We start from the raw sequence: 18,261 nt of genomic DNA, 5'->3' as shown, positions 1-18,261 counted from the left end.
CCACAGGTACGGCGCCGGGCTCGAGGGCAGTGCCTGCTTGTGGGTTTACCCACGAAAGGGCCGGCCCGGGCAACACATCAGCTGATGCCCTGCCCCACCGTCCATTGCCCCGCCCCACACAATCCGGGTACCCTTTTTTCCTCCCGGTCTCCCCAGGCATGACTCCATGATCATTCGCCAAAGCATCGCTGCAGACCACCCGCAACTGCTCGATATCTGGCTGCGCGCCGTGCGCGCCACGCACCACTTTCTGCAAGCGTCCGACATCGACGCGCTGCTGCCGCAATTGCGTGACGTCTACCTCCTGGCCGTCGAGCTCTGGGTCGGGGTTGACACCGAAGACCGCCCGCTGGGCTTCATCGGTTTCAATGGCAACCACGTGGAAATGCTCTTCGTCGCCCCCGAGCGCCATGGCCAGGGCATAGGCCGCGCGCTGCTGGACTTCGGCCGCCAGAAGCACAGCGTGATGAGCGTCGATGTCAACGAGCAGAACCCGCAGGCGGTGGGGTTCTACCGGCACTACGGTTTTACCCAGACCGGCCGTTCACCGCTGGATGGCGAAGGCCGGCCATTCCCCTTGCTGCATATGAGCCTGCCCGCACAGGCTTGATTTCCGGGGCCGCATTGCGCCCCGCCGCTGTTACAAATTCGCGAGACAGACCAAAGGCATGAACCCGACGCGCTATACCACCGTGGCAAAGGACTTGATGGAAGGCATCGCCAGCGGCCGCTACCCGGTGGGCAGCCTGCTGCCGACCGAGTTCGAGCTGTGCGACCTGTACGATGTGAGCCGACACACTGTGCGCGCGGCGATCAACCAGTTGCTCAACCAAGGGCTGGTATCGCGGCGCAAGCGCGTGGGCACCCGGGTGGAGGCCAGCAGCCCGCGCGGTGGCTACTCGCAGTCACTGGCCAGCGTGGCGGACCTGGCGCACCTGGCGGAAACCCAGCAACGGGAAATCCAGGACGTGCGCCACTTCGTCGCCGACCTGAGCGAGGCGGCGCGGCTGGGGCTGGTTCCGGGCGAGCACTACTTCTGCGTGTCGAGCATCCGTGTCGACCGCGTGCACAACGCCGCGCCGCTGTGCTGGACCGATGTGTACGCGCAGCGCGACTATGCCGAGGTCATCGAGTTGGCCCGCGAACACCCCGACCAGCTGATTGCGGGGCTGATCGAGCAGCACTATGGCCGGGCGATCGCGGTGGTCGACCAGCAGGTGCGGGCAGTGTTGCTGACCGCGGAAATGGCCCGGGTGCTGAAGGCCGAGGCAGGCTCGCCGGGGCTGAAGATCATTCGCCATTACCGCGAGGAAAACGGCGACCTGATGGCGGTGTCCGAGACGGTGCACCCGGATGATCGCTTTACCCTGGTTAGCCAGATGCGCCGCGATCGGTCGCCGTCCTGATCGGGTAATCGGGGCCGCTATGCGGCCCATCGCCGGCAAGCCAGCTCCCACAGAGATAGCGCATGGCTTGAGGACAATGCGATCGAGGTGGGAGCTGGCTTGCCGGCGATGGGCTGCGCAGCAGCCCCGATGGCCCTGTTTCCCCCTCACACGCCCAACACCCGCTCAGCCTCCGCCAACTGCTGCCCCCGCACCGTGGTCACCCGATGATCGCGCGCCAGCAAGGCATAGATCGTCGGCAGCACAAACAGGGTAAACAAGGTCCCCACCAGCATCCCGCACACGATCACCACCCCCAGGCCAAAGCGGCTGTTGGCCCCGGCGCCGCTGGCAAACAGCAGCGGCAGCACGCCGAAGGTCATCGCCGCCGTGGTCATCAGCACCGGCCGCAGGCGTATCTGCGCGGCGCGGACGATGGCGGCGGCACGGTCGAGGTTGTCACGCACCTGGATCTCGTTGGCAAACTCCACCATCAGGATGCCGTGCTTGCTGATCAGGCCGATCAGGGTCACCAGGCCGATCTGCGTGTAGATGTTCAGCGTGGCCCAGCCCAGCGCCAGCGGCAGCAGCGCACCGCAAATCGACAGCGGCACGGTCACCAGGATGATCAGCGGGTCCACCAGGCTTTCGTACTGCGCGGCCAGCACCAGGTAGATCACCACCAGGGCGGCGAGAAACGCCCACATCAGGGCAAAGCCCTCCTGCACGTACTGGCGCGATTCCGATTGCCAGTCATGGCTGAAGCCAGGTGGCAGTTCGGCGGCAAGCTGTTCGAGAAATGCCACGGCATTACCCATCGACACACCGGGCGCCGGGATCGCCTGCAGGGTACTGGCGTTCTGCTGGTCGAACTGCAGCAAGCGGTTGGGCGCCACTTCGATGTCCAGGTGCACCACCGTTGCCAGCGGTACCAGGCTGCCGTTTTCGGCGCGCACGTACTGGCGGTTCAGCGCTGCCGGCGTCAGCCGCTGGTCCTGGATGCTCTGCGGGATCACGTCGTAGGAGCGCCCGAACAGGGCGAAGCGGTTGAGGTACTGTTCGCCCACCAGCACGCCCAGCGACTCGCCGATGGCCTGCATGCTGATGCCCAGGCTGGCCGCCTTGGCGCGGTCGATGCGCACCTTGACCACCGGGTTGTTGTAGTCGAGGTCGCTGTCCACCACGCTGAACAGGCCGCTGTCGCGGGCGCGCTGCTTGATCATCTCCATGGTCTGGTACAGCTCGGGGTAGTCCTGTGCGCTGCGCAACACCATCTGCACCGGCAAGCCACCGCTGGAACCCGGCAGCGAGGCCACCTGGAAGGCGAAGATGCTGCTGCCCTCGATGTCCGCCACGGCCTGCTGCAACTGCGCCTGCACCTGCGCGGCGGAACGCTCGCGGGCCTGCCAGGCGCTGAGGTTGATGCCGCCGAAACTGGCGGCCGGGCCGTCGGTGCCGTTGATGATCCAGGTGTCGGTGGTTTCGGCGAGGGACTTCATCACCTGGTCCAGCTTCAGGGCAAAGCGCTCCACATAATCCAGGCTGGCATGCTGCGGCGACTTGATGGCCGTCAGCACCGCCGCCTGGTCCTCGGGCGGGGCCAGTTCGCGCTGCGGCAGCAGATATAGCCAAGGCAGGCTCAGGCACACCAGAAGCGCCACACCGCCACTGATCCAGCGATGCGACAGGGTGTAGGCAAGTACTCGCCCATACGCCCCGGTCAGCATGCCGAACAGGCGGTCGGCCATGTTGGCCATGGCGCCATGCTGCTGGCCGGGTTGCAACAACAGCGAGCTCATCACCGGCGACAGGGTAAGCGCGACGATGCCGGAAACGATCACCGCCCCCGCCAGGGTCAGGGCAAACTCACGGAACAGCGTGCCGGTCAGCCCGCCCATCAAGCCGATCGGCGCGTATACGGCGGCCAGGGTCAGGGTCATGGCGATCACCGGCCCGGCGATTTCCCGCGCCCCGGCCAGTGCCGCGGCAACCGGCGACTTGCCCTCTTCGATATGGCGGTGCACGTTCTCCACCACCACGATGGCATCGTCCACCACCAGGCCGATGGCCAGCACCATCGCCAGCAAAGTCAGCAGGTTCAGGCTGAAGCCGAACAGCAGCATCAGGCCCGCCGCACCGAGCATCGACAGCGGGATGGCCACCACCGCGATCACCACGCTGCGCAGCGAACCCAGGCACAGCCAGATGACCAGCACCACGATCAGCATGGCTTCCACCAGGGTACGCAGCACCTCGTCGATCGAGGCGTCGATGAAGCGTGCGGTCTCGTAGGCCAGCGCGACCTCCACCCCGGGTGGCAGGGTCTGACGGATCTGCGTCAGCAGCTGGCGAATACCCTCGACGATCACCAGCGGGTTGCCGGTCGGGGTGGGGAACAGCCCCAGGTGCACGGCGGGCTTGCCGTTCATGGTGGCGCTGGTCTGGGTGGCCGCCGCGCTCAGCTCGACGGTGCCGACATCACGCAGGCGCACCAGGTCGGTGCCATCGTTGCGGATGATCAGCTCGCGGAAGTCCTCGACCCGGGTCAGGTCGGTGTCCACCTGGATATCGGCCAGCACGTACTGCCCACGCACCTGCCCCGGCGTCGCCTGGTAGTTGTTGGCACGCACCGCCTGTGCCACGTCGGCGGCCGTCACCCCGCGCCCGGCCATCTGTTCGCTGTCCAGCCACAGGCGCATGGCCAGGCGCTGCCCGCCGAACGACTGCACCTTGGCCACACCGTCGATGCCGGAGAACTGCGGTTCCACCACCCGCGACAGGTAATCGCTCAGTTCGGGTATCGACAAGGTTTCGCTGGCAAAGCCCACGTAGGCCACCGCCGTGGAGTCACCTGCCGACAGCTCCACCACCGGGTCGTAGGCCTTTTCCGGCAGGCGATAGCGCACCTGGTTGACCTTGGCCATGGTCGCGGCAAGCGCCTGGGTCGAATCGCGGTTGAGCACCATGCGCAAGGTGATCAGGCTGCGCCCCTGCTGCGACGACGAGGACAGGTAGTCGATGCCCTCGACCGACGACACCGCCTGGGTGATCGGCTGGGTCACGAAACCTTGCATCAGCTCGGCAGAGGCGCCGGGGTACTCGGTGCTGATGGTGATGGTGGAGGTTTCCAGCAGCGGGTACTGGCGGATCGGCAGCTTGCCCATGGCAAACAGCCCCAGCAGGATGATCAGGCTGCTGACCACCAGCGCCAGCACCGGGCGGCGGACAAAGAGGTCGGTGAACTTCACGATTGCCGCCCTCCCTGGCTGGCTTGCAGGCTGTCCTGCGCCACAGGCTCGACCGGCATGCCGTCGCTCAGTTTCAACTGGCCGGAAACCACCACCTGGTCACCGGGCGCCAGGCCTGAGGTGATCTCCACCCGCCCCTGCCAGCGCTCACCGGTAGTCACCCGCACCCGGCTGACCCGGGTGCCCTGTTCCGGGTCCCGGGTAGCGACGAACACCGTCTGCCCGTAGGCGGTGTAGGTGATCGCGGTTTCCGGCACGGCCAGCACGCTTGACGGCTGCGCGGCATCCAGGCGCACGCCGGCGTACATGCCCGGCTGCAACTGCCCGCCCGGGTTCGGCAAGGCCGCCTGCACCTGCACCAGGCGCGCCTTGCTCACCACCGGGTCCACCGCGACCACCCGGGCCTGGAAGTCCTGCCCGCGCACCGCATCCACCGTCAGCGCCAGCATTTGCCCCACGTGCACTTCGGGGGCGGCTTGTTCGCCCAGGGAAAAATTGACACGCAGCTGGCTGATGTCGGCCAGGCTGGCGATGGTCTCACCGGCGCTCAGGTACTGGCCCTGATGCACCCGGCGAATGCCGAGCTTGCCAGCAAACGGCGCGCGTATCGCCTTCTGCGCGATCAGCGCCTCGACATGCTGCAGCTCACCGCTGGCCACGTCCACGGCGGTGGCCGCATTGTCGAGCAGCTCCTGTGACACGGCGTTCACCGCGCGCAGCTTGCGGCTGCGCTGCAGCACCACTTCGGCATTGCGCAGCCTGGCGCGCAACTGCACGCGCTGGGCCTGCTCCGGGGCATCGTTCAGCTGTACCAGCAATTGCCCTGCACTCACCCATTGCCCCGACTCGAAGGCGATGCGGGTGATGCGCCCCGCCGTCTCGGCCGCCACCTGTACCTGGTTGACCGCCTCCAGCTCCCCCGAGGCAAAGTTCTGTCGTGCCAGCTGCACCTGCTCGGCCGTGGCCAGCGCCACCTTGGTCGCCGGCCATGCCGCCGCAGCCGGCGGCGCCGAGCCACTGCCGACCAATGCATAGGCAGCGGCCAGCACACCTGCAACAGCGCCAGCCCAGGCCAGTAACGTCCTTTTGTTCATGCAGTGCTCCGATCATCAGGGAAAGCGGTTGCGGGGAAGATCGGGCAGGACTATAAGAGCTCGACTTAACTTGAGGTCAACAGGCATGGCAGCGGACAACACACGGATGCTAACGGTAGGGGAAGTGGCCAAACGCAGCGGCGTGGCGGTTTCTGCGCTGCACTTCTACGAGACCAAGGGGCTGATCGCCAGCGTCCGTACGGCGGGTAACCAGCGCCGCTATCCTTCACTGGTGCTGCGCACGCTGGCCATCATCAAGGTGGCGCAGCGCACGGGTATTCCGCTTGAGGAGATCAAGCAGGCCTTCAGCCGCTATGCGCCCAACAGCAAGCTCACGGCAGCGCAATGGGGCGAGATGTCGACCGCCTGGCGCGAAGACCTGAACGCCCGCATTCGTACTCTGGAAGCGTTGCGCGACAGCCTGGACAACTGCATTGGCTGCGGCTGCCTGTCGCTGGAAGAATGCCCGCTGCGCAACCCCGAGGATGTGCTGGGCAAGGAAGGTACCGGGGCGCGGATTCTGGAGAAGAAGACCCGATAAGGCTGCGCTGGCGGGTAGAGGACTGAACTCGCAAGCGGTCCGCGTACCCTGTGGGAGCGGGTTTACCCGCGAAGAATCCAACGCGGTGCATGGCACCGGCTGCGCCGGTGTTCGCGGCTAAAGCCGCTCCCACAGGGTCCCTGCTAACTCAATGAGCCTTGTGCAGTTCCATGAGTTCGCGCCCCCATGGTTCAGTCGCCTTTGCCCAACACATACCGGTCAAAATGCTCGATGTGTTCGTCCAGGTTGTCCTCGAGCATCATCCGGTACTGCTCGCAGAAATACTTCAACAGCTCCTCCCGCGCGGCAGCCAGTTCGGCACCGGTCTTGAAACTGCGGGCACTCATCCAGGCATTGAAGCGCGAGGCGCCGAAGGTCAGTGAGGCACTGACCTTGCCCAGGTCTTCGATTTTCTCGATCTGCTGGTTCGCCAGTTCGATATGCGCATCCGCGCGGTCGTAAAAAGCCTGATCGGTAGCTTGTGTCATTGCGGTTTACCTTGTTGCAGCATTCAAGTTGAGTACCCGCGAAAAATTGTACCCCGTACACGTGAACCTGTATTGAGCCGCACAGTCTTAGCCGAGCCCTAAATTCGGCCTTGCCGCTGCCATTCACCAGAGCCATTCACCCCATGCGCCACGCAATCCGTCGCTCCCGCTTTGTCTCGCTCTGCCTCATTCCTTTTTTCCACCTGTTCGCCAACCCCGCCCATGCCAGCGGGGAAAGGCAACTGGTCGCAGCCATCAACGACTATCGCACCCAGCCACAACGCTGCGAGCGGCGCATTATTCGGGGTTCGACGCCGCTGGTGCTGAAGCCGAAACTGGCGTTGCCGGTCGGCTACGGCGGGGCGATGCGGGAAGGATTGAAGGCTGCGGGGTATCAGGCGGTGAAGGTGCGGGCCATCCGCCTGGTCGGCGCGCAAGATGCCGAGGAGGCCTTTGACATGCTGCGCAGCGACTACTGCACGGCCCTGCTCGATAGCCAATATGCCGATATCGGCGTCAGTCGCTCACGCAACGAGTGGCGGGTGCTGCTGGCTCGGCCCCTGCTCGATGCCCAGCTTGGCGATAGGCGATCGGCAAGCAACGCGTTGCTGGCACAGGTAAACGCTGCACGGGCGAAGCCGCGCCTGTGTGGTCGCAAGCGCTTTGCCGCTGCACGCCCGTTGACCTGGAACACCGCCCTGGGAACGGCGGCGCAGCGCCACAGCCGGGCGATGGCCAACGACAATTTCTTCGCGCACCGCGACCTCGACGGTGATCTACCCGCAGATCGGGCATGGGATGCCGGCTACCGTGGGCGGCAGATCGGCGAGAACATTGCCGCAGGCCAGGGGTCACCGAGTAAGGCGATGGCAGGCTGGCTGGCCAGCCCCGGGCATTGCGCCAACCTGATGAACCCGATGTTTACCCAGGTGGGTGCGGCCTTTGCCGAGAACTCGCGTAGCGATAACGGCGTTTACTGGACGATGCTGTTCGGCGCGCCTTGAAGAGTACGTGCCAGCCCTGTGACCAGGGCTGGCCTGCCGATCGTTGCCTGCACCACCTCTGACAACCCCGCCATACCTCCCCCCTCGCAGTCTCAGATGACTGGCGCTGGCGATGACACATCGCTTGCATATGACACTCTGTGTCATTAATATCGCGATTGTGTCCTGACGGCGTCCTCGCCGATCAGCAATCCCATCGCCCTTCCCCATGCAGGTACCGCCCATGACGACCACCATGCAGACCCCCAAGGACCAACTCGTCAAACTCGCCCAGCAGCAGATGCTGACGGCGCTGGCCGACAACACCTACACCCCTCGACAAAAACTCGCCCTCACCTGCCGCATCCTGTTCGACGGCGGCCACGACTCCGGCCTGGCCGGGCAGATCACCGCCCGCGCCGAGCAGCCTGGCACCTACTACACGCAACAACTCGGCCTGGGCTTCGACGAGATCGCCGCTTCCAACCTGCTGGTGGTCGACGAAGACCTCACCGTGCTGCAAGGCCGCGGCATGGCCAACCCGGCCAACCGCTTCCACAGCTGGCTGTACCGCGCACGCCCCGACGTCAACTGCATCATCCACACCCACCCGCTGCACAGCGCCGCCCTGTCGATGCTGGAAGTGCCACTGGCCATTTCGCACATGGACCTATGCCCGCTGTTCGACGACTGCGCGTTCCTCAAGGAATGGCCCGGCGTACCGGTGGGCAACGAAGAAGGTGAAATCATTTCCAGGGCGATCGGTGACAAGCGCGCGATCCTGCTTTCCCACCATGGCCTGCTGATCGCCGGCCGCTCGATCGAGGAAGCCTGCGTGCTCGCCCTGCTGTTCGAGCGCGCAGCCAAGATGCAGCTGCTGGCCATGGGTGCCGGTGACATCCGCCCCATCCCGGATGCCCTGGGCAAGGAAGCCCACGACTGGATCTCCACCCCCAAACGTCATGGTGCCGCGTTCAGCTATTACGCGCGCCGTGCCTTGCGTGCCCATGGCGACTGCCTGGGCTGACTGAAGCTGTACTCTTTCCCCAACAACGGCAAAGGTGCCTGGTTATGTCTACACCTGTAATTCGCGGCGTTATCGGCTACACCATCACTCCCTTCACGGCAGACGGCACGCTCGACCTGGATGCCCTGGGCACGTCCATCGACCGCCTGATCGTCGACGGCGTGCACGCCATCGCACCCCTGGGCAGCACCGGCGAAGGCGCCTACCTGTCCGACAGCGAATGGGAAACAGTGGTGCGCTTCAGCCTGGCACGCATTGCCGGCCGCGTGCCCAGCGTGGTCAGCGTCTCCGACCTGACCACCGCACGCACCGTGCAGCGCGCCCGCCTGGCACAGGCCTGCGGCGCCACGGCGGTGATGGTGCTGCCCATCTCCTACTGGAAGCTCACCGAAGCCGAAGTGGTCGCCCACTACAAGGCGGTGGGTGCGGCCATCGACATTCCGATCATGCTCTACAACAACCCGGGCACCAGCGGCACCGACCTGTCGGTGGAGCTGATCCTGCGCATCCTCGGCGAAGTGCCCAATGTGACCATGGTCAAGGAAAGCACCGGCGACATCCAGCGCATGCACCGCCTGTTCAATGCCACCGATGGCCAGGTGGCCTTCTACAACGGTTGCAACCCGCTCACCCTGGAAGCCCTGGTGGCCGGCGCCACCGGCTGGTGCACTGCCGCGCCCAACCTGATCCCGGCGCTGAACCTGGCACTGTGGGACGCGGTGCAGCAAGGCGACCTGGCTGAAGCTCGCGCGTTGTTCTACCGCCAGTACGAACTGCTGGAATACATCACCCGCCGTGGCCTGCCCACCACCATCAAGGCTGGCTTGAAGATGCTCGGCCAGGATGTCGGCGCTCCACGCCTGCCCCTGCAGCCGCTGGATGCGCAAGGCTGCGCCTACCTGAAGAGCCTGCTGGACGCCCTGGGCGCGGCTGACTGACCCATCGCAGCCGCAAGACCGCTCCCACAGGTATCGCGCCGCTCTCAGGGTTGACGCAGGACCTGTGGGAGCGGGTTCACCCGCGAACACCGGCGCAGCCGGTGCCATGCAAACCCACGCCCACAGACGACTCACGCGACCGGGTTGGCATGCTTCACCCGCCCCCCTGCCCCCGGCCGATCGACGAACAGCACATCCAGCACACTGTTACGCAACCCCTTCAACGCATTCCAGTTCGCCGACGCATGCACATACCTGTCGCGCAACAAACGCAGCTCATCCTCGGTCAAGCCAGGCTGCTCACTCTCACCCAAGGCAAACCCATGCAACTTGCGGCTGATGCCCAGCAACTCCTCCGGCAACCGATGCTCAGCCTGCCCACCCAACGGCGCAAACGGCACACCCGCCCGCACCGCCAACTCACGCATGATGCTCAGGTACACCCGGGAAAGCTGCCCCGCCACTTCCCGCTCGCGGTACACCGCCGCATAAACCTGCTTTTGCGCCTCGCTAGGCAGGCCACCGGCAATCGGCTCCTCCCAGGCCAGCACACGCGGCCTGGGCGCGCCCATTTCACCAAACGACGACGCCAGCAACGCACTGACTGTTGCATGCACACGCGTGTGCTCGACGCGCATTCTCAGCGGCACCCGCTGAGAATGCGGTTTGCACAGCAGCACCTGCTCTTGCGTGGTATCCGGGTAACCACCGCCAATGTTCGAGTGCACGCCCGGCAACACGATGTCATGGCCGCTGCGCACCAGCGGGAAGTTGTGCCGCTGCTCGTCCCCCGCCACCAGTTGCACCATTTGCCGGGCAATGCCCGCACCCAGGCCCAGGCGCAAGCCACCATGGCGGTCGTCGGCGGGGTCGAAGTCGCCCTGCAGCGGCGCGATGATCGCCGCCACCGTGTCGAACAGGCCGATGAAATTGATGACGATGCCGCAGGGCACAGCCAACAGGCTGCCGCCGCCATCATGCAGCAGGTTGGCCAGATGCCTCACAGCCGCCGCGCCCCGGCTGAAACCGAACAGGTCGAACTCGACCCGCTCAAGCCTTGCCTGTGGGTGCGCCTGGCCCCAGTCCCGCAACTGCCCGGCAATGCCCGCCAAGGCCTCGGCGACCCGCGCCTCGGCCCCCCAGCGCCCACACCCGGTGGCCGAGGCATAGGCATGATCCGCCTCCCCGGCCAGGGTGCCCACGCCCTCGACATAGCGCTTCAGAAACGCCATGGTCCCGTCAGCATTGGCCCCCTGCACCGGATACAGCGCATGCAACAGGGCCACGTTGCTCAAGGCATTGGCATAACTGCCCCCTTTACCCACCGGTGCATCCACCGGCATCACATTGTTCAGGTTGTTACCGGTGCCATCGAAGAACACGCCAAAACGCAGAGTGACCGGCGTGATGCGTGCAGTGCTACAGCTGTTCAGGCCCATTGTCCTGCCTCCTGCTTGTACAAAAAGCACAAGCAGGCGCCAGCACACCGCCGCGGAACATCAGCCAATGGCCAGCCATATGCAGGACATTTCTGCACCTGCATGACCCCCGGCAAGGATAAATTTCCCTGCCGCCATTGGTCGCCACCCCCCCGGATGGATTAAAGTATCACCCCTTGCCAGGGCAGCTGCTTCCAGCCGCCTGCGGCCCCATACCAGGAACCGTCACCGATGGAACACCGTGAAGCGCTGATCGCGCTGCGCACCTTTCTTTCTTCCCAGATCCTAGGCCAGGAGAAACTGGTCGAGCGGCTGTTGATCGTGCTCCTGGCCGACGGCCACATGCTGGTCGAAGGCGCGCCGGGCCTGGCCAAGACCAAGGCCATCAAAGAGCTCGCCGAAGGCATCGAGGCGCAGTTCCATCGCATTCAGTTCACCCCCGACCTGCTCCCGGCCGACATCACCGGCACCGAAATCTACCGCCCGGAAACCGGCAGCTTCGTGTTCCAGCAGGGGCCGATCTTCCACAACCTGGTGCTGGCCGACGAAATCAACCGCGCCCCGGCCAAGGTGCAGTCCGCACTGCTCGAAGCCATGGCCGAACGCCAGGTCAGCGTGGGCCGCAGCACCTACGACCTGTCGCCGCTGTTCCTGGTGATGGCAACGCAGAACCCCATCGAGCAGGAAGGCACCTACCCGCTGCCCGAAGCCCAGCTCGACCGCTTCCTGATGCACGTGAAAATCGGCTTCCCCGACGCTGCGGTAGAGCGGCGCATCCTGTTGCAGGCCCGTGGTGAAGCCCTGGGCGGCGAGACCAAGCCCGAGCGCCGGGTCAGCCAGCAGGCGATCTTCGCCGCCCGCAAGGAAATCCTCGGCCTGTACATGGCCGACGCGGTGGAGGAATACCTGGTGCAACTGGTGATGGCCACCCGCACCCCAGCCAAGTTCGACGCCGAACTGGCCGACTGGATCGCCTACGGCGCCAGCCCGCGTGGTTCCATTTCGCTGGACCGCTGCGCGCGCGCCCACGCCTGGCTGGCCGGGCGCGATTTCGTCAGCCCCGAAGACATCCAGGCGGTGCTGTTCGACGTGCTGCGCCACCGCATCATCCTCTCGTTCGAGGCCGAGGCGGCAGGGATCGACCAGGACCGCGTGGTCCAGCGCATCCTCGACGTCGTCGCCGTTGCCTGAGCCCATGCCCACCGCGTCGCTGGCCGAACCCGGCATCCGCATCGGCCTTGCCGAGCTGATCGACATGCGCCACCGCGTGCGCGAAATCCAGCTGTTTTCCCGGCCCGGCCAGCGCAGCCCGCTGGTGGGCCTGCACCACTCCAAGCTGCGCGGGCGCGGCGTGGACTTCGACCAGGTGCGCGTTTACCAGGCCGGCGACGATGTGCGCAATATCGACTGGCGGGTCACCGCGCGTACCCAGGAGCCGCACACCAAGCTGTTCCACGAAGAGCGCGAACGGCCCATCTTCATCCTCGTCGAGCAGAGCCAACGGCTGTTCTTCGGCTCGGGGCTGATGTTCAAGTCGGTGCTGGCCGCCCAGGCCGCCGCGCTGTTCGGCTGGGCCGCGCTGGGCCATAACGACCGCATCGGCGGGTTGGTGTTCGGCGACAACGAGCACCACGAAATCAAGCCCCGGCGCAGCAAGCAGAGCCTGCTGCAACTGCTCAACCGCCTGGCCAAGGTCAATCAGGCGCTGCACACCGAAGCCAGCCCCGGGGCCGACAGCCTCGGCCTGGCCCTGCGCCGCGCCCGCGAAGTGCTGCGCCCCGGCAGCCTGGCCATCGTGATCTGCGATGAGCGCTCGCTCACTGCCCAGGTGGAGCAGCACCTGGCCATGCTCTCGCGCCATTGCGACCTGCTGCTGATGCCGGTGTCCGACCCGCTCGACCACGCCCTGCCCGCCGCCGGCCTGCTGCGCTTCGCCCAGCGCAGCGCGCAGCTGGAGCTCGACACCCTGGACGCCAACCTGCGCCAGGCCTACCGCCAGCAGGCCGAAGCGCGCATCGAGCGCTGGGAGCTGATGGCGCAAAAGCTGCGCGTGCTGCTGATGCCACTGAGCACCCAAAGCGAGATGATCGAGCAACTGCGCGAGTACATGAACGCCCAGCGGCCACGGAGCGCGTCATGAAGAGCAGCGGCCAATGAACCCGCTTGACCAACTGCAGCCGCTGATCGCCCCCGCGCCGATCGGCCTGTGGCCACCGGCACCCGGCTGGTGGCTGCTGCTGGCCGTGCTGCCGCTACTGGCCTGGGGCCTGTGGCGGGTGCGCCACTGGCGCCCGGGCAAACGCCGCATCGTGCGTGCCGAACAACCCTTGGACCCGGTGCGCGTGGAAGCGCTGGCCGAACTGGCGCGCCTGCCGCGCCCCTACGACGGCGCCCCGGCCGGGGCCTGGCTGCAACAGATCAACGCCCTGCTCAAGCGCCTGTGCCGCAGCCACTACCCGGGCGCCAACAGCCACACCCTCAACGGCCGCCAGTGGCTGGCGTTTCTCGACAACCGCTGCCCGGCCGCCGGCCTGACCCGCTGGATGGTACTGGTCGAAGGCGCCTACAAACCCGAGTGCAAGCTCGACGACAAGGCCATCGCCGGGCTCAGCCAAGCCGTCGAAACCTGGATTCGCAAGCATGTTTGAACTGGCCTGGCCGTGGGTCTTCGCCCTGTTGCCGCTGCCGTGGCTGGCGCGCCTGGTGCTGCCGGCCGCCGACAGCGGCGAACCGGTGCTCAAGGTGGGCTTCCTCGACGAACTGGAAGGCCTGGCCGGGCGCCGCGCGCGGCTCAACCTGCCGACCTGGCGCCAGCAGGCGCCCTTTGTCGTCATTTGGCTGTTGCTGCTGTGCGCCGCCGCCCGCCCGCAATGGTTGGGCGAGCCGGTGCCAGTGGCTGCCAGCGGCCGCGACCTGCTGGTGGCGGTGGATGTGTCCGGGTCGATGGACTTCCCCGACATGCAGTGGCAGAACGAAGAAATCAGCCGCCTCGACCTGGTCAAGGCGCTGCTCGGCGACTTCCTGCAGGACCGCGAGGGCGACCGCGTGGGCCTGATCCTGTTCGGCAGCCAGGCCTACCTGCAGGCGCCGCTCACCTTTGACCGGCGCACCGTGCGCACCTTCCTCGACGAGGCGCAGATCGGCATCGCCGGCAAGAACACCGCCATCGGCGACGCCATTGGCCTGGCGGTCAAGCGCCTGCGCCAACGCCCGGCACAAAGCCGGGTGCTGGTGCTGATCACCGACGGCGCCAACAACGGCGGGCAGATCCACCCGCTGACCGCCGCCCGCCTGGCCGCCCAGGAAGGCGTGCGCATCTACACCATCGGCATCGGCGCCAACCCCGAGGCCAGTGGCACCCCCGGCCTGCTCGGCCTGAACCCGAGCCTGGACCTGGACGAAGCCTCGCTCAAGGAAATTGCCGACATCACCCACGGTACCTACTTCCGCGCCCATGACGGCGCCGAACTGGACGCCATCGGCGACACCCTCGACCAGCTCGAACCGGTGGCCCAGCAACCGACCCAGGCGCGCACGGCCAAGGCCCTGTATGCCTGGCCCCTGGCCCTGGCCTTGCTGCTGAGCGTGCTGCTGGTGCTGGCGGTGCAATGGCCCGACAACCTGCTGCACCGCCTGCTGCGCAAGCCGCGCTTCCTGCAACCGCACCCGGAATGGCGCCAGCGCCTGAAGCGCCTGCGCCTGAGGAGGCGGCGATGATCGAACTATGGCCCGAATGGCTGCGCCCGCTCTGGCTGCTGGCCGTGCCCCTGCTCGGCTGGCTGCTGTACAAACTGTGGCACCGGCGCAAGCGCGCCGGGCGCTGGCAGATGATTCTGCCGCCGGCGTTCCATGGCGTCCTGCTTGGCGGTGGCAGCGGCAGCACCAGCAAGCTGCCGTGGGTGGCGCTGGGCCTGGCCTGGGTGCTGGTGATCCTGGCGCTGCTCGGGCCCAGCTGGCAGCGCGTGGAAGAAAGCCGCCAGCGCCCGGCCGACCCGCTGGTGATCCTGCTCGAACTGACCCCGCAGATGCTCGCCGAGGACAGCCCGCCCAACCGCCTGGAGCAGGCGCGGCGCAAGATCCTCGACCTGCTGGAGCACCGCCGCGACAGCCAGACCGCGCTGGTGGTCTACGCTGGCTCCGCGCACACTCTGGTCCCACTGTCCGATGACCTGGCCACCAGCCGCAACCTGCTCGAGGCGATCGACCCGTCGATCATGCCCAAACCCGGCCAGCGCGCCGACCTGGCCGTGCAAAAAGGCCTGGCCCTGCTGGCCCAGAGCGGCCTGGGCCAGGGCCGCCTGCTGCTGGTCGGCTCGTCGCTCAGCGCCCCGGAGCGCCAAGGCATCGCCCAGGCCCTCGGCCGCCAGGGCCCGAGCCTGCTGATGCTGGGCATCGGCAGCCGCGAAGGCGCACCGGTGCGCCAGGCCAATGGCGAATACCTCAAGGACGACCAGGGCGGCATCCTGTTGCCACGCCTGGACAGCGCCAGCCTCAAGGGCTTCATCAGCGGCACCGGCGGGCGCTACCGGCATGCCCGCATCGACGACCTCGACCTGCGTGGCCTGGGCCTGTTCGACAACCCGCGCGCCGGGCGCAATGACGGCCAGACCCTGCAACTGGACAGCTGGGCCGACCAGGGTTACTGGCTGCTGCTGCCGCTATTGCTGCTGGCCGCCTGTGCCGGCCGACGCGGCTGGCTGTTCTGCCTGCCGCTGCTGCTGGCCCTGCCCCAGCCCAGCCAGGCCTTCGAGTTCAACGACCTGTGGCTGCGCCCCGACCAACAAGGCCAGCGCCTGCTGGAGCAGAACCGCCCGGCCAGTGCCGCGCGCCAGTTCCAGGACCCGCAATGGCGCGGCATGGCCCTGTACCAGGCGGGCGACTATGCTGGCGCCGCCGAAGCCTTTTCCCAAGGCGACACCGCCGCCGCCCACTACAATCGAGGCAATGCCCTGGCCCATAGCGGTGAACTGGAAGCAGCCCTGGACGCCTACGAACAAGCCCTGGAACGCCAGCCCGACCTGCAAGCGGCGCTGGACAACCAGGCACTGGTGCAGCAACTGCTGCAACAGCGGGAAGCCAAGGCCGAGGAACAACCAGCCAGCAGCGATGCCCAAGGCACGCCCGGCAGCGAAACCGAAGGCAACAGCAGCTCGGCCAGCAGCCCGGCCCAGGGCACGCCCGGCAACGACGAACAAGCCAGCGCCGAACAGCCCGGCGAAGGCAGCAGCAACAGCCAGGTAGCGCCCGGCAACCAGGCGGGCGCGGATGACAGCGTCATCCAGCCGCCGCAGCGCCCGGTATCGACCAGCCTCGATGCCGAACAGCGCCAGGCCCTGGAACAATGGCTGCGGGAGATCCCCGACAACCCGGCGGAGCTGCTGCGGCGCAAATTCTGGTATGAACAGCAATTGCATCAGGAAACCCCACGATGAGTCGCTTCGGCGTCTTTCTCCTCAGTCTGCTGTGGGCCGTGCTGGCCCAGGCCGAACCGTTGCTGCGCGCCAGCGTCGACCGTACCCGCCTGGAAGCCGGTGAAAGCCTGGAGCTGACCCTGGAAAGCCAGGACGTCACCCAGTTCGGCAAGCCCGACCTGCGCGCGCTGGAGGGTGACTTCGAAGTGCGCGGCACGCGCCAGCTGAACAGCCTGCACAGCCTCGACGGCGAAACCCGCGCCAGCACCCGCTGGATCATCACCCTGCTGCCGCGGCGCAGCGGCAGCCTGCGCATCCCCGAACTGCAACTGGGCCAGTCGCACAGCCAGGCCATCGAACTGCAAGTGCTGCAGGCCGATGCCAGCCGCCAGGACAGTGCCTCGCAGGTGTTCATCGAAGCCACGCTCGACAGCAGCGAGGTCTACGTCCAGGCCCAGGCCGTGCTCACCCTGCGCATCTACCATTCGGTGGCACTGTACGACGACAGCAGCCTCAGCCCGCTGCAACTGGAAAACGCCAAAGTCGAACCGCTGGGTGAATCGCGCACCTATGAAAAGGAAATCAACGGCGTCCGCCACGGCGTGATCGAAACCCGCTATGCCGTGTATGCCCAGCAAAGCGGCACCCTCGACATCCCGCCACTGACCTTCACCGCCACCGCCGCCGCCAGCCCGGACCAAGCCCCACAAGCCAACGGCACGGCCCGGGCCGGCCACCAGGTGCAGGTCAGCTCGCTGCCATTGCGCCTGGCCGTACGGCCGATTCCGGCGGCCTGGCCTGCTGGCGTGCCATGGCTACCGGCCCGCAGCCTGACCCTGGAAGAGCACTGGAACCCCGACCCTGGCAACCAGCAGGTGCAGATTGGCGACTCGTTGACCCGCAACATCACCTTGCGTGCCGAAGGCTTGTCCAGCACCCAGCTGCCGCCGCTGCCAGCCACCGAAATCACCGGCCTGCGCCGTTACCCCGACCAGCCGTTGCTGCGCAATGAAATCAGCGAGCGCGGCATGACCGCCAACCGCGAAGAGCGCGAAGCCCTGGTGCCGACCCACAGCGGTACGCTGGCCCTGCCGGCGCTGGAAGTGGCCTGGTGGAACACCCGCGAAGATCACCTGGAGCACAGCAGCCTGCCGGCGCGCACGCTGAACGTGCAGGACAACCCGGCGCTGAGCGCCGACACCCCGGTTGGCGACAACAGCAGTGCCAGCAGCTTGCTGTGGCCGTGGCAGCTGGCCACCCTGGTGTTCGCCCTCACCACCTTGCTGGGCTTTGCCCTGTGGTGGCGCGCCCGCTCGCAGCCAGCGGTGCTGCGCGCCGCGCAGGCCGGGCCGAGCCCGCGTACCTTGCTGGATGATCTCAAGCGCGCGTGCCAGGCCAACGACCCACAGGCAACCCGCCAGGCGCTGGACGCCTGGGCTCGCCAGCAGCCGGAGACCCTGGCCGAGATGGCGGCGCGGTTCGTACCGTTGTCGGATGCACTGGATGGGTTGAACGGGGCGCTGTATAGCGAGAGCGGGCAGTACTGGCAGGGTGAAGATTTGTGGCGGGCGATCGGTACGATTCCGCCGGCTGAGCAGGTATTGCTGCCGACCGGCGAGAACGGCAGCCTGCCGCCGCTCTATCCCAAGTGATGTGCTGCCTGTGCAGGCCTCTTCGCGGGTAAACCCGCTCCCACAGTGACCGCGT

General features: G+C 66.6%; 16 protein-coding genes. 12 read left to right on the top strand and 4 right to left on the bottom strand.

What is annotated here, in order from left to right; translation table 11 throughout:
- Nucleotides 1–166 precede the first annotated feature (166 nt).
- Both ABX298_RS18490 and ABX298_RS18485 read left to right on the top strand, forming a co-directional pair.
- Entirely contained in the window at nt 167–610 is a 444-nt protein-coding gene (locus tag ABX298_RS18490; protein WP_367393453.1) for an acetyltransferase, read from the top strand.
- Nucleotides 611–668: 58 nt separating this feature from the next.
- Complete coding sequence (locus tag ABX298_RS18485) at nt 669–1,406, top strand: GntR family transcriptional regulator (protein ID WP_367393452.1); 738 nt, start codon at nt 669–671, stop codon at nt 1,404–1,406.
- A 146-nt stretch (nt 1,407–1,552) separates the two neighbouring features.
- Here the strand turns inward: ABX298_RS18485 and ABX298_RS18480 are convergent, their stop codons facing one another.
- Both ABX298_RS18480 and ABX298_RS18475 read right to left on the bottom strand, forming a co-directional pair.
- Nucleotides 1,553–4,633, bottom strand: coding sequence for a MexW/MexI family multidrug efflux RND transporter permease subunit (locus ABX298_RS18480; RefSeq protein WP_367393451.1), 3,081 nt, complete (start codon nt 4,631–4,633; stop codon nt 1,553–1,555).
- Nucleotides 4,630–5,727 carry an efflux RND transporter periplasmic adaptor subunit gene (locus ABX298_RS18475; protein ID WP_367393450.1) on the bottom strand — a complete coding sequence of 366 codons (1,098 nt, stop codon included), beginning with the start codon at nt 5,725–5,727 and terminating at the stop codon, nt 4,630–4,632. Before ABX298_RS18475 ends, ABX298_RS18480 begins: the two co-directional genes overlap by 4 nt.
- An 85-nt stretch (nt 5,728–5,812) precedes the next feature.
- Between ABX298_RS18475 and soxR the strand changes: the two genes are divergently transcribed.
- Nucleotides 5,813–6,268 (top strand): redox-sensitive transcriptional activator SoxR, encoded by a 456-nt coding sequence (gene soxR, locus ABX298_RS18470; protein ID WP_075044183.1) that lies wholly within the window; start codon nt 5,813–5,815, stop codon nt 6,266–6,268.
- 191 nt (nt 6,269–6,459) lie between these two features.
- On the opposite strand, the gene ABX298_RS18465 is transcribed toward soxR, so the two are convergent.
- Entirely contained in the window at nt 6,460–6,756 is a 297-nt protein-coding gene (locus ABX298_RS18465) for a DUF3144 domain-containing protein (protein ID WP_025338275.1), read from the bottom strand.
- 143 nt (nt 6,757–6,899) lie between these two features.
- Between ABX298_RS18465 and ABX298_RS18460 the strand changes: the two genes are divergently transcribed.
- From ABX298_RS18460 to ABX298_RS18450, 3 genes are all read left to right on the top strand, one after another.
- Nucleotides 6,900–7,760, top strand: a complete 861-nt coding sequence (locus tag ABX298_RS18460; protein WP_367393449.1) for a CAP domain-containing protein — start codon at nt 6,900–6,902, stop codon at nt 7,758–7,760.
- A 223-nt stretch (nt 7,761–7,983) separates the two neighbouring features.
- Entirely contained in the window at nt 7,984–8,766 is a 783-nt protein-coding gene (locus ABX298_RS18455) for an aldolase (RefSeq protein ID WP_075044181.1), read from the top strand.
- 44 nt (nt 8,767–8,810) lie between these two features.
- Entirely contained in the window at nt 8,811–9,704 is an 894-nt protein-coding gene (locus ABX298_RS18450; RefSeq protein ID WP_367393448.1) for a dihydrodipicolinate synthase family protein, read from the top strand.
- A 131-nt stretch (nt 9,705–9,835) separates the two neighbouring features.
- Here the strand turns inward: ABX298_RS18450 and ABX298_RS18445 are convergent, their stop codons facing one another.
- The gene (locus tag ABX298_RS18445) at nt 9,836–11,143 is read right to left on the bottom strand and encodes a DUF2235 domain-containing protein (protein ID WP_367393447.1); all 1,308 of its coding nucleotides are present in this window, start codon (nt 11,141–11,143) and stop codon (nt 9,836–9,838) included.
- Between the two features lie 231 nt (nt 11,144–11,374).
- Here ABX298_RS18445 and ABX298_RS18440 point away from each other — a divergent pair, with 231 nt between their 5' ends.
- Genes ABX298_RS18440 through ABX298_RS18415 form a run of 6 tightly spaced genes read left to right on the top strand, consistent with a single transcriptional unit; the run spans nt 11,375 to nt 18,206 of the window.
- Complete coding sequence (locus tag ABX298_RS18440) at nt 11,375–12,334, top strand: MoxR family ATPase (protein ID WP_013971644.1); 960 nt, start codon at nt 11,375–11,377, stop codon at nt 12,332–12,334.
- Nucleotides 12,335–12,338: 4 nt separating this feature from the next.
- Nucleotides 12,339–13,283, top strand: a complete 945-nt coding sequence (locus ABX298_RS18435) for a DUF58 domain-containing protein (protein ID WP_367393446.1) — start codon at nt 12,339–12,341, stop codon at nt 13,281–13,283.
- Between the two features lie 13 nt (nt 13,284–13,296).
- Nucleotides 13,297–13,791, top strand: a complete 495-nt coding sequence (locus ABX298_RS18430) for a DUF4381 domain-containing protein (protein WP_015269461.1) — start codon at nt 13,297–13,299, stop codon at nt 13,789–13,791.
- Nucleotides 13,784–14,860, top strand: coding sequence for a VWA domain-containing protein (locus ABX298_RS18425; RefSeq protein WP_015269460.1), 1,077 nt, complete (start codon nt 13,784–13,786; stop codon nt 14,858–14,860). Before ABX298_RS18430 ends, ABX298_RS18425 begins: the two co-directional genes overlap by 8 nt.
- Nucleotides 14,857–16,575, top strand: a complete 1,719-nt coding sequence (locus ABX298_RS18420; RefSeq protein ID WP_075044177.1) for a tetratricopeptide repeat protein — start codon at nt 14,857–14,859, stop codon at nt 16,573–16,575. Before ABX298_RS18425 ends, ABX298_RS18420 begins: the two co-directional genes overlap by 4 nt.
- The gene (locus ABX298_RS18415; protein ID WP_025338267.1) at nt 16,572–18,206 is read left to right on the top strand and encodes a BatD family protein; all 1,635 of its coding nucleotides are present in this window, start codon (nt 16,572–16,574) and stop codon (nt 18,204–18,206) included. The genes ABX298_RS18420 and ABX298_RS18415 overlap by 4 nt, the downstream gene beginning before the upstream one ends.
- Nucleotides 18,207–18,261: the final 55 nt, after the last annotated feature.

Origin of the sequence: Pseudomonas sp. X4 (assembly GCF_040784925.1) — a bacterium.
In the GTDB taxonomy this organism is placed as follows: Bacteria; Pseudomonadota; Gammaproteobacteria; order Pseudomonadales; family Pseudomonadaceae; genus Aquipseudomonas; species Aquipseudomonas putida_Z.
The sequence above is the reverse complement of the archived record's forward strand: the minus strand, read 5'-3'. Positions and strand labels throughout refer to the sequence as shown.

Bases quoted from the DNA above. Each gene is read 5' to 3' on its own strand.
- ABX298_RS18475 (WP_367393450.1), bottom strand. From the start codon at position 5,727: ATGAACAAAAGGACGTTACTGGCCTGGGCTGGCGCTGTTGCAGGTGTG.
- ABX298_RS18440 (WP_013971644.1), top strand. From the start codon at position 11,375: ATGGAACACCGTGAAGCGCTGATCGCGCTGCGCACCTTTCTTTCTTCC.
- ABX298_RS18415 (WP_025338267.1), top strand. From the start codon at position 16,572: ATGAGTCGCTTCGGCGTCTTTCTCCTCAGTCTGCTGTGGGCCGTGCTG.
- ABX298_RS18425 (WP_015269460.1), top strand. From the start codon at position 13,784: ATGTTTGAACTGGCCTGGCCGTGGGTCTTCGCCCTGTTGCCGCTGCCG.
- ABX298_RS18445 (WP_367393447.1), bottom strand. From the start codon at position 11,143: ATGGGCCTGAACAGCTGTAGCACTGCACGCATCACGCCGGTCACTCTG.
- ABX298_RS18450 (WP_367393448.1), top strand. From the start codon at position 8,811: ATGTCTACACCTGTAATTCGCGGCGTTATCGGCTACACCATCACTCCC.
- ABX298_RS18485 (WP_367393452.1), top strand. From the start codon at position 669: ATGAACCCGACGCGCTATACCACCGTGGCAAAGGACTTGATGGAAGGC.
- ABX298_RS18465 (WP_025338275.1), bottom strand. From the start codon at position 6,756: ATGACACAAGCTACCGATCAGGCTTTTTACGACCGCGCGGATGCGCAT.
- soxR (WP_075044183.1), top strand. From the start codon at position 5,813: ATGGCAGCGGACAACACACGGATGCTAACGGTAGGGGAAGTGGCCAAA.
- ABX298_RS18420 (WP_075044177.1), top strand. From the start codon at position 14,857: ATGATCGAACTATGGCCCGAATGGCTGCGCCCGCTCTGGCTGCTGGCC.
- ABX298_RS18430 (WP_015269461.1), top strand. From the start codon at position 13,297: ATGAACCCGCTTGACCAACTGCAGCCGCTGATCGCCCCCGCGCCGATC.
- ABX298_RS18455 (WP_075044181.1), top strand. From the start codon at position 7,984: ATGACGACCACCATGCAGACCCCCAAGGACCAACTCGTCAAACTCGCC.
- ABX298_RS18490 (WP_367393453.1), top strand. From the start codon at position 167: ATGATCATTCGCCAAAGCATCGCTGCAGACCACCCGCAACTGCTCGAT.
- ABX298_RS18435 (WP_367393446.1), top strand. From the start codon at position 12,339: ATGCCCACCGCGTCGCTGGCCGAACCCGGCATCCGCATCGGCCTTGCC.
- ABX298_RS18460 (WP_367393449.1), top strand. From the start codon at position 6,900: ATGCGCCACGCAATCCGTCGCTCCCGCTTTGTCTCGCTCTGCCTCATT.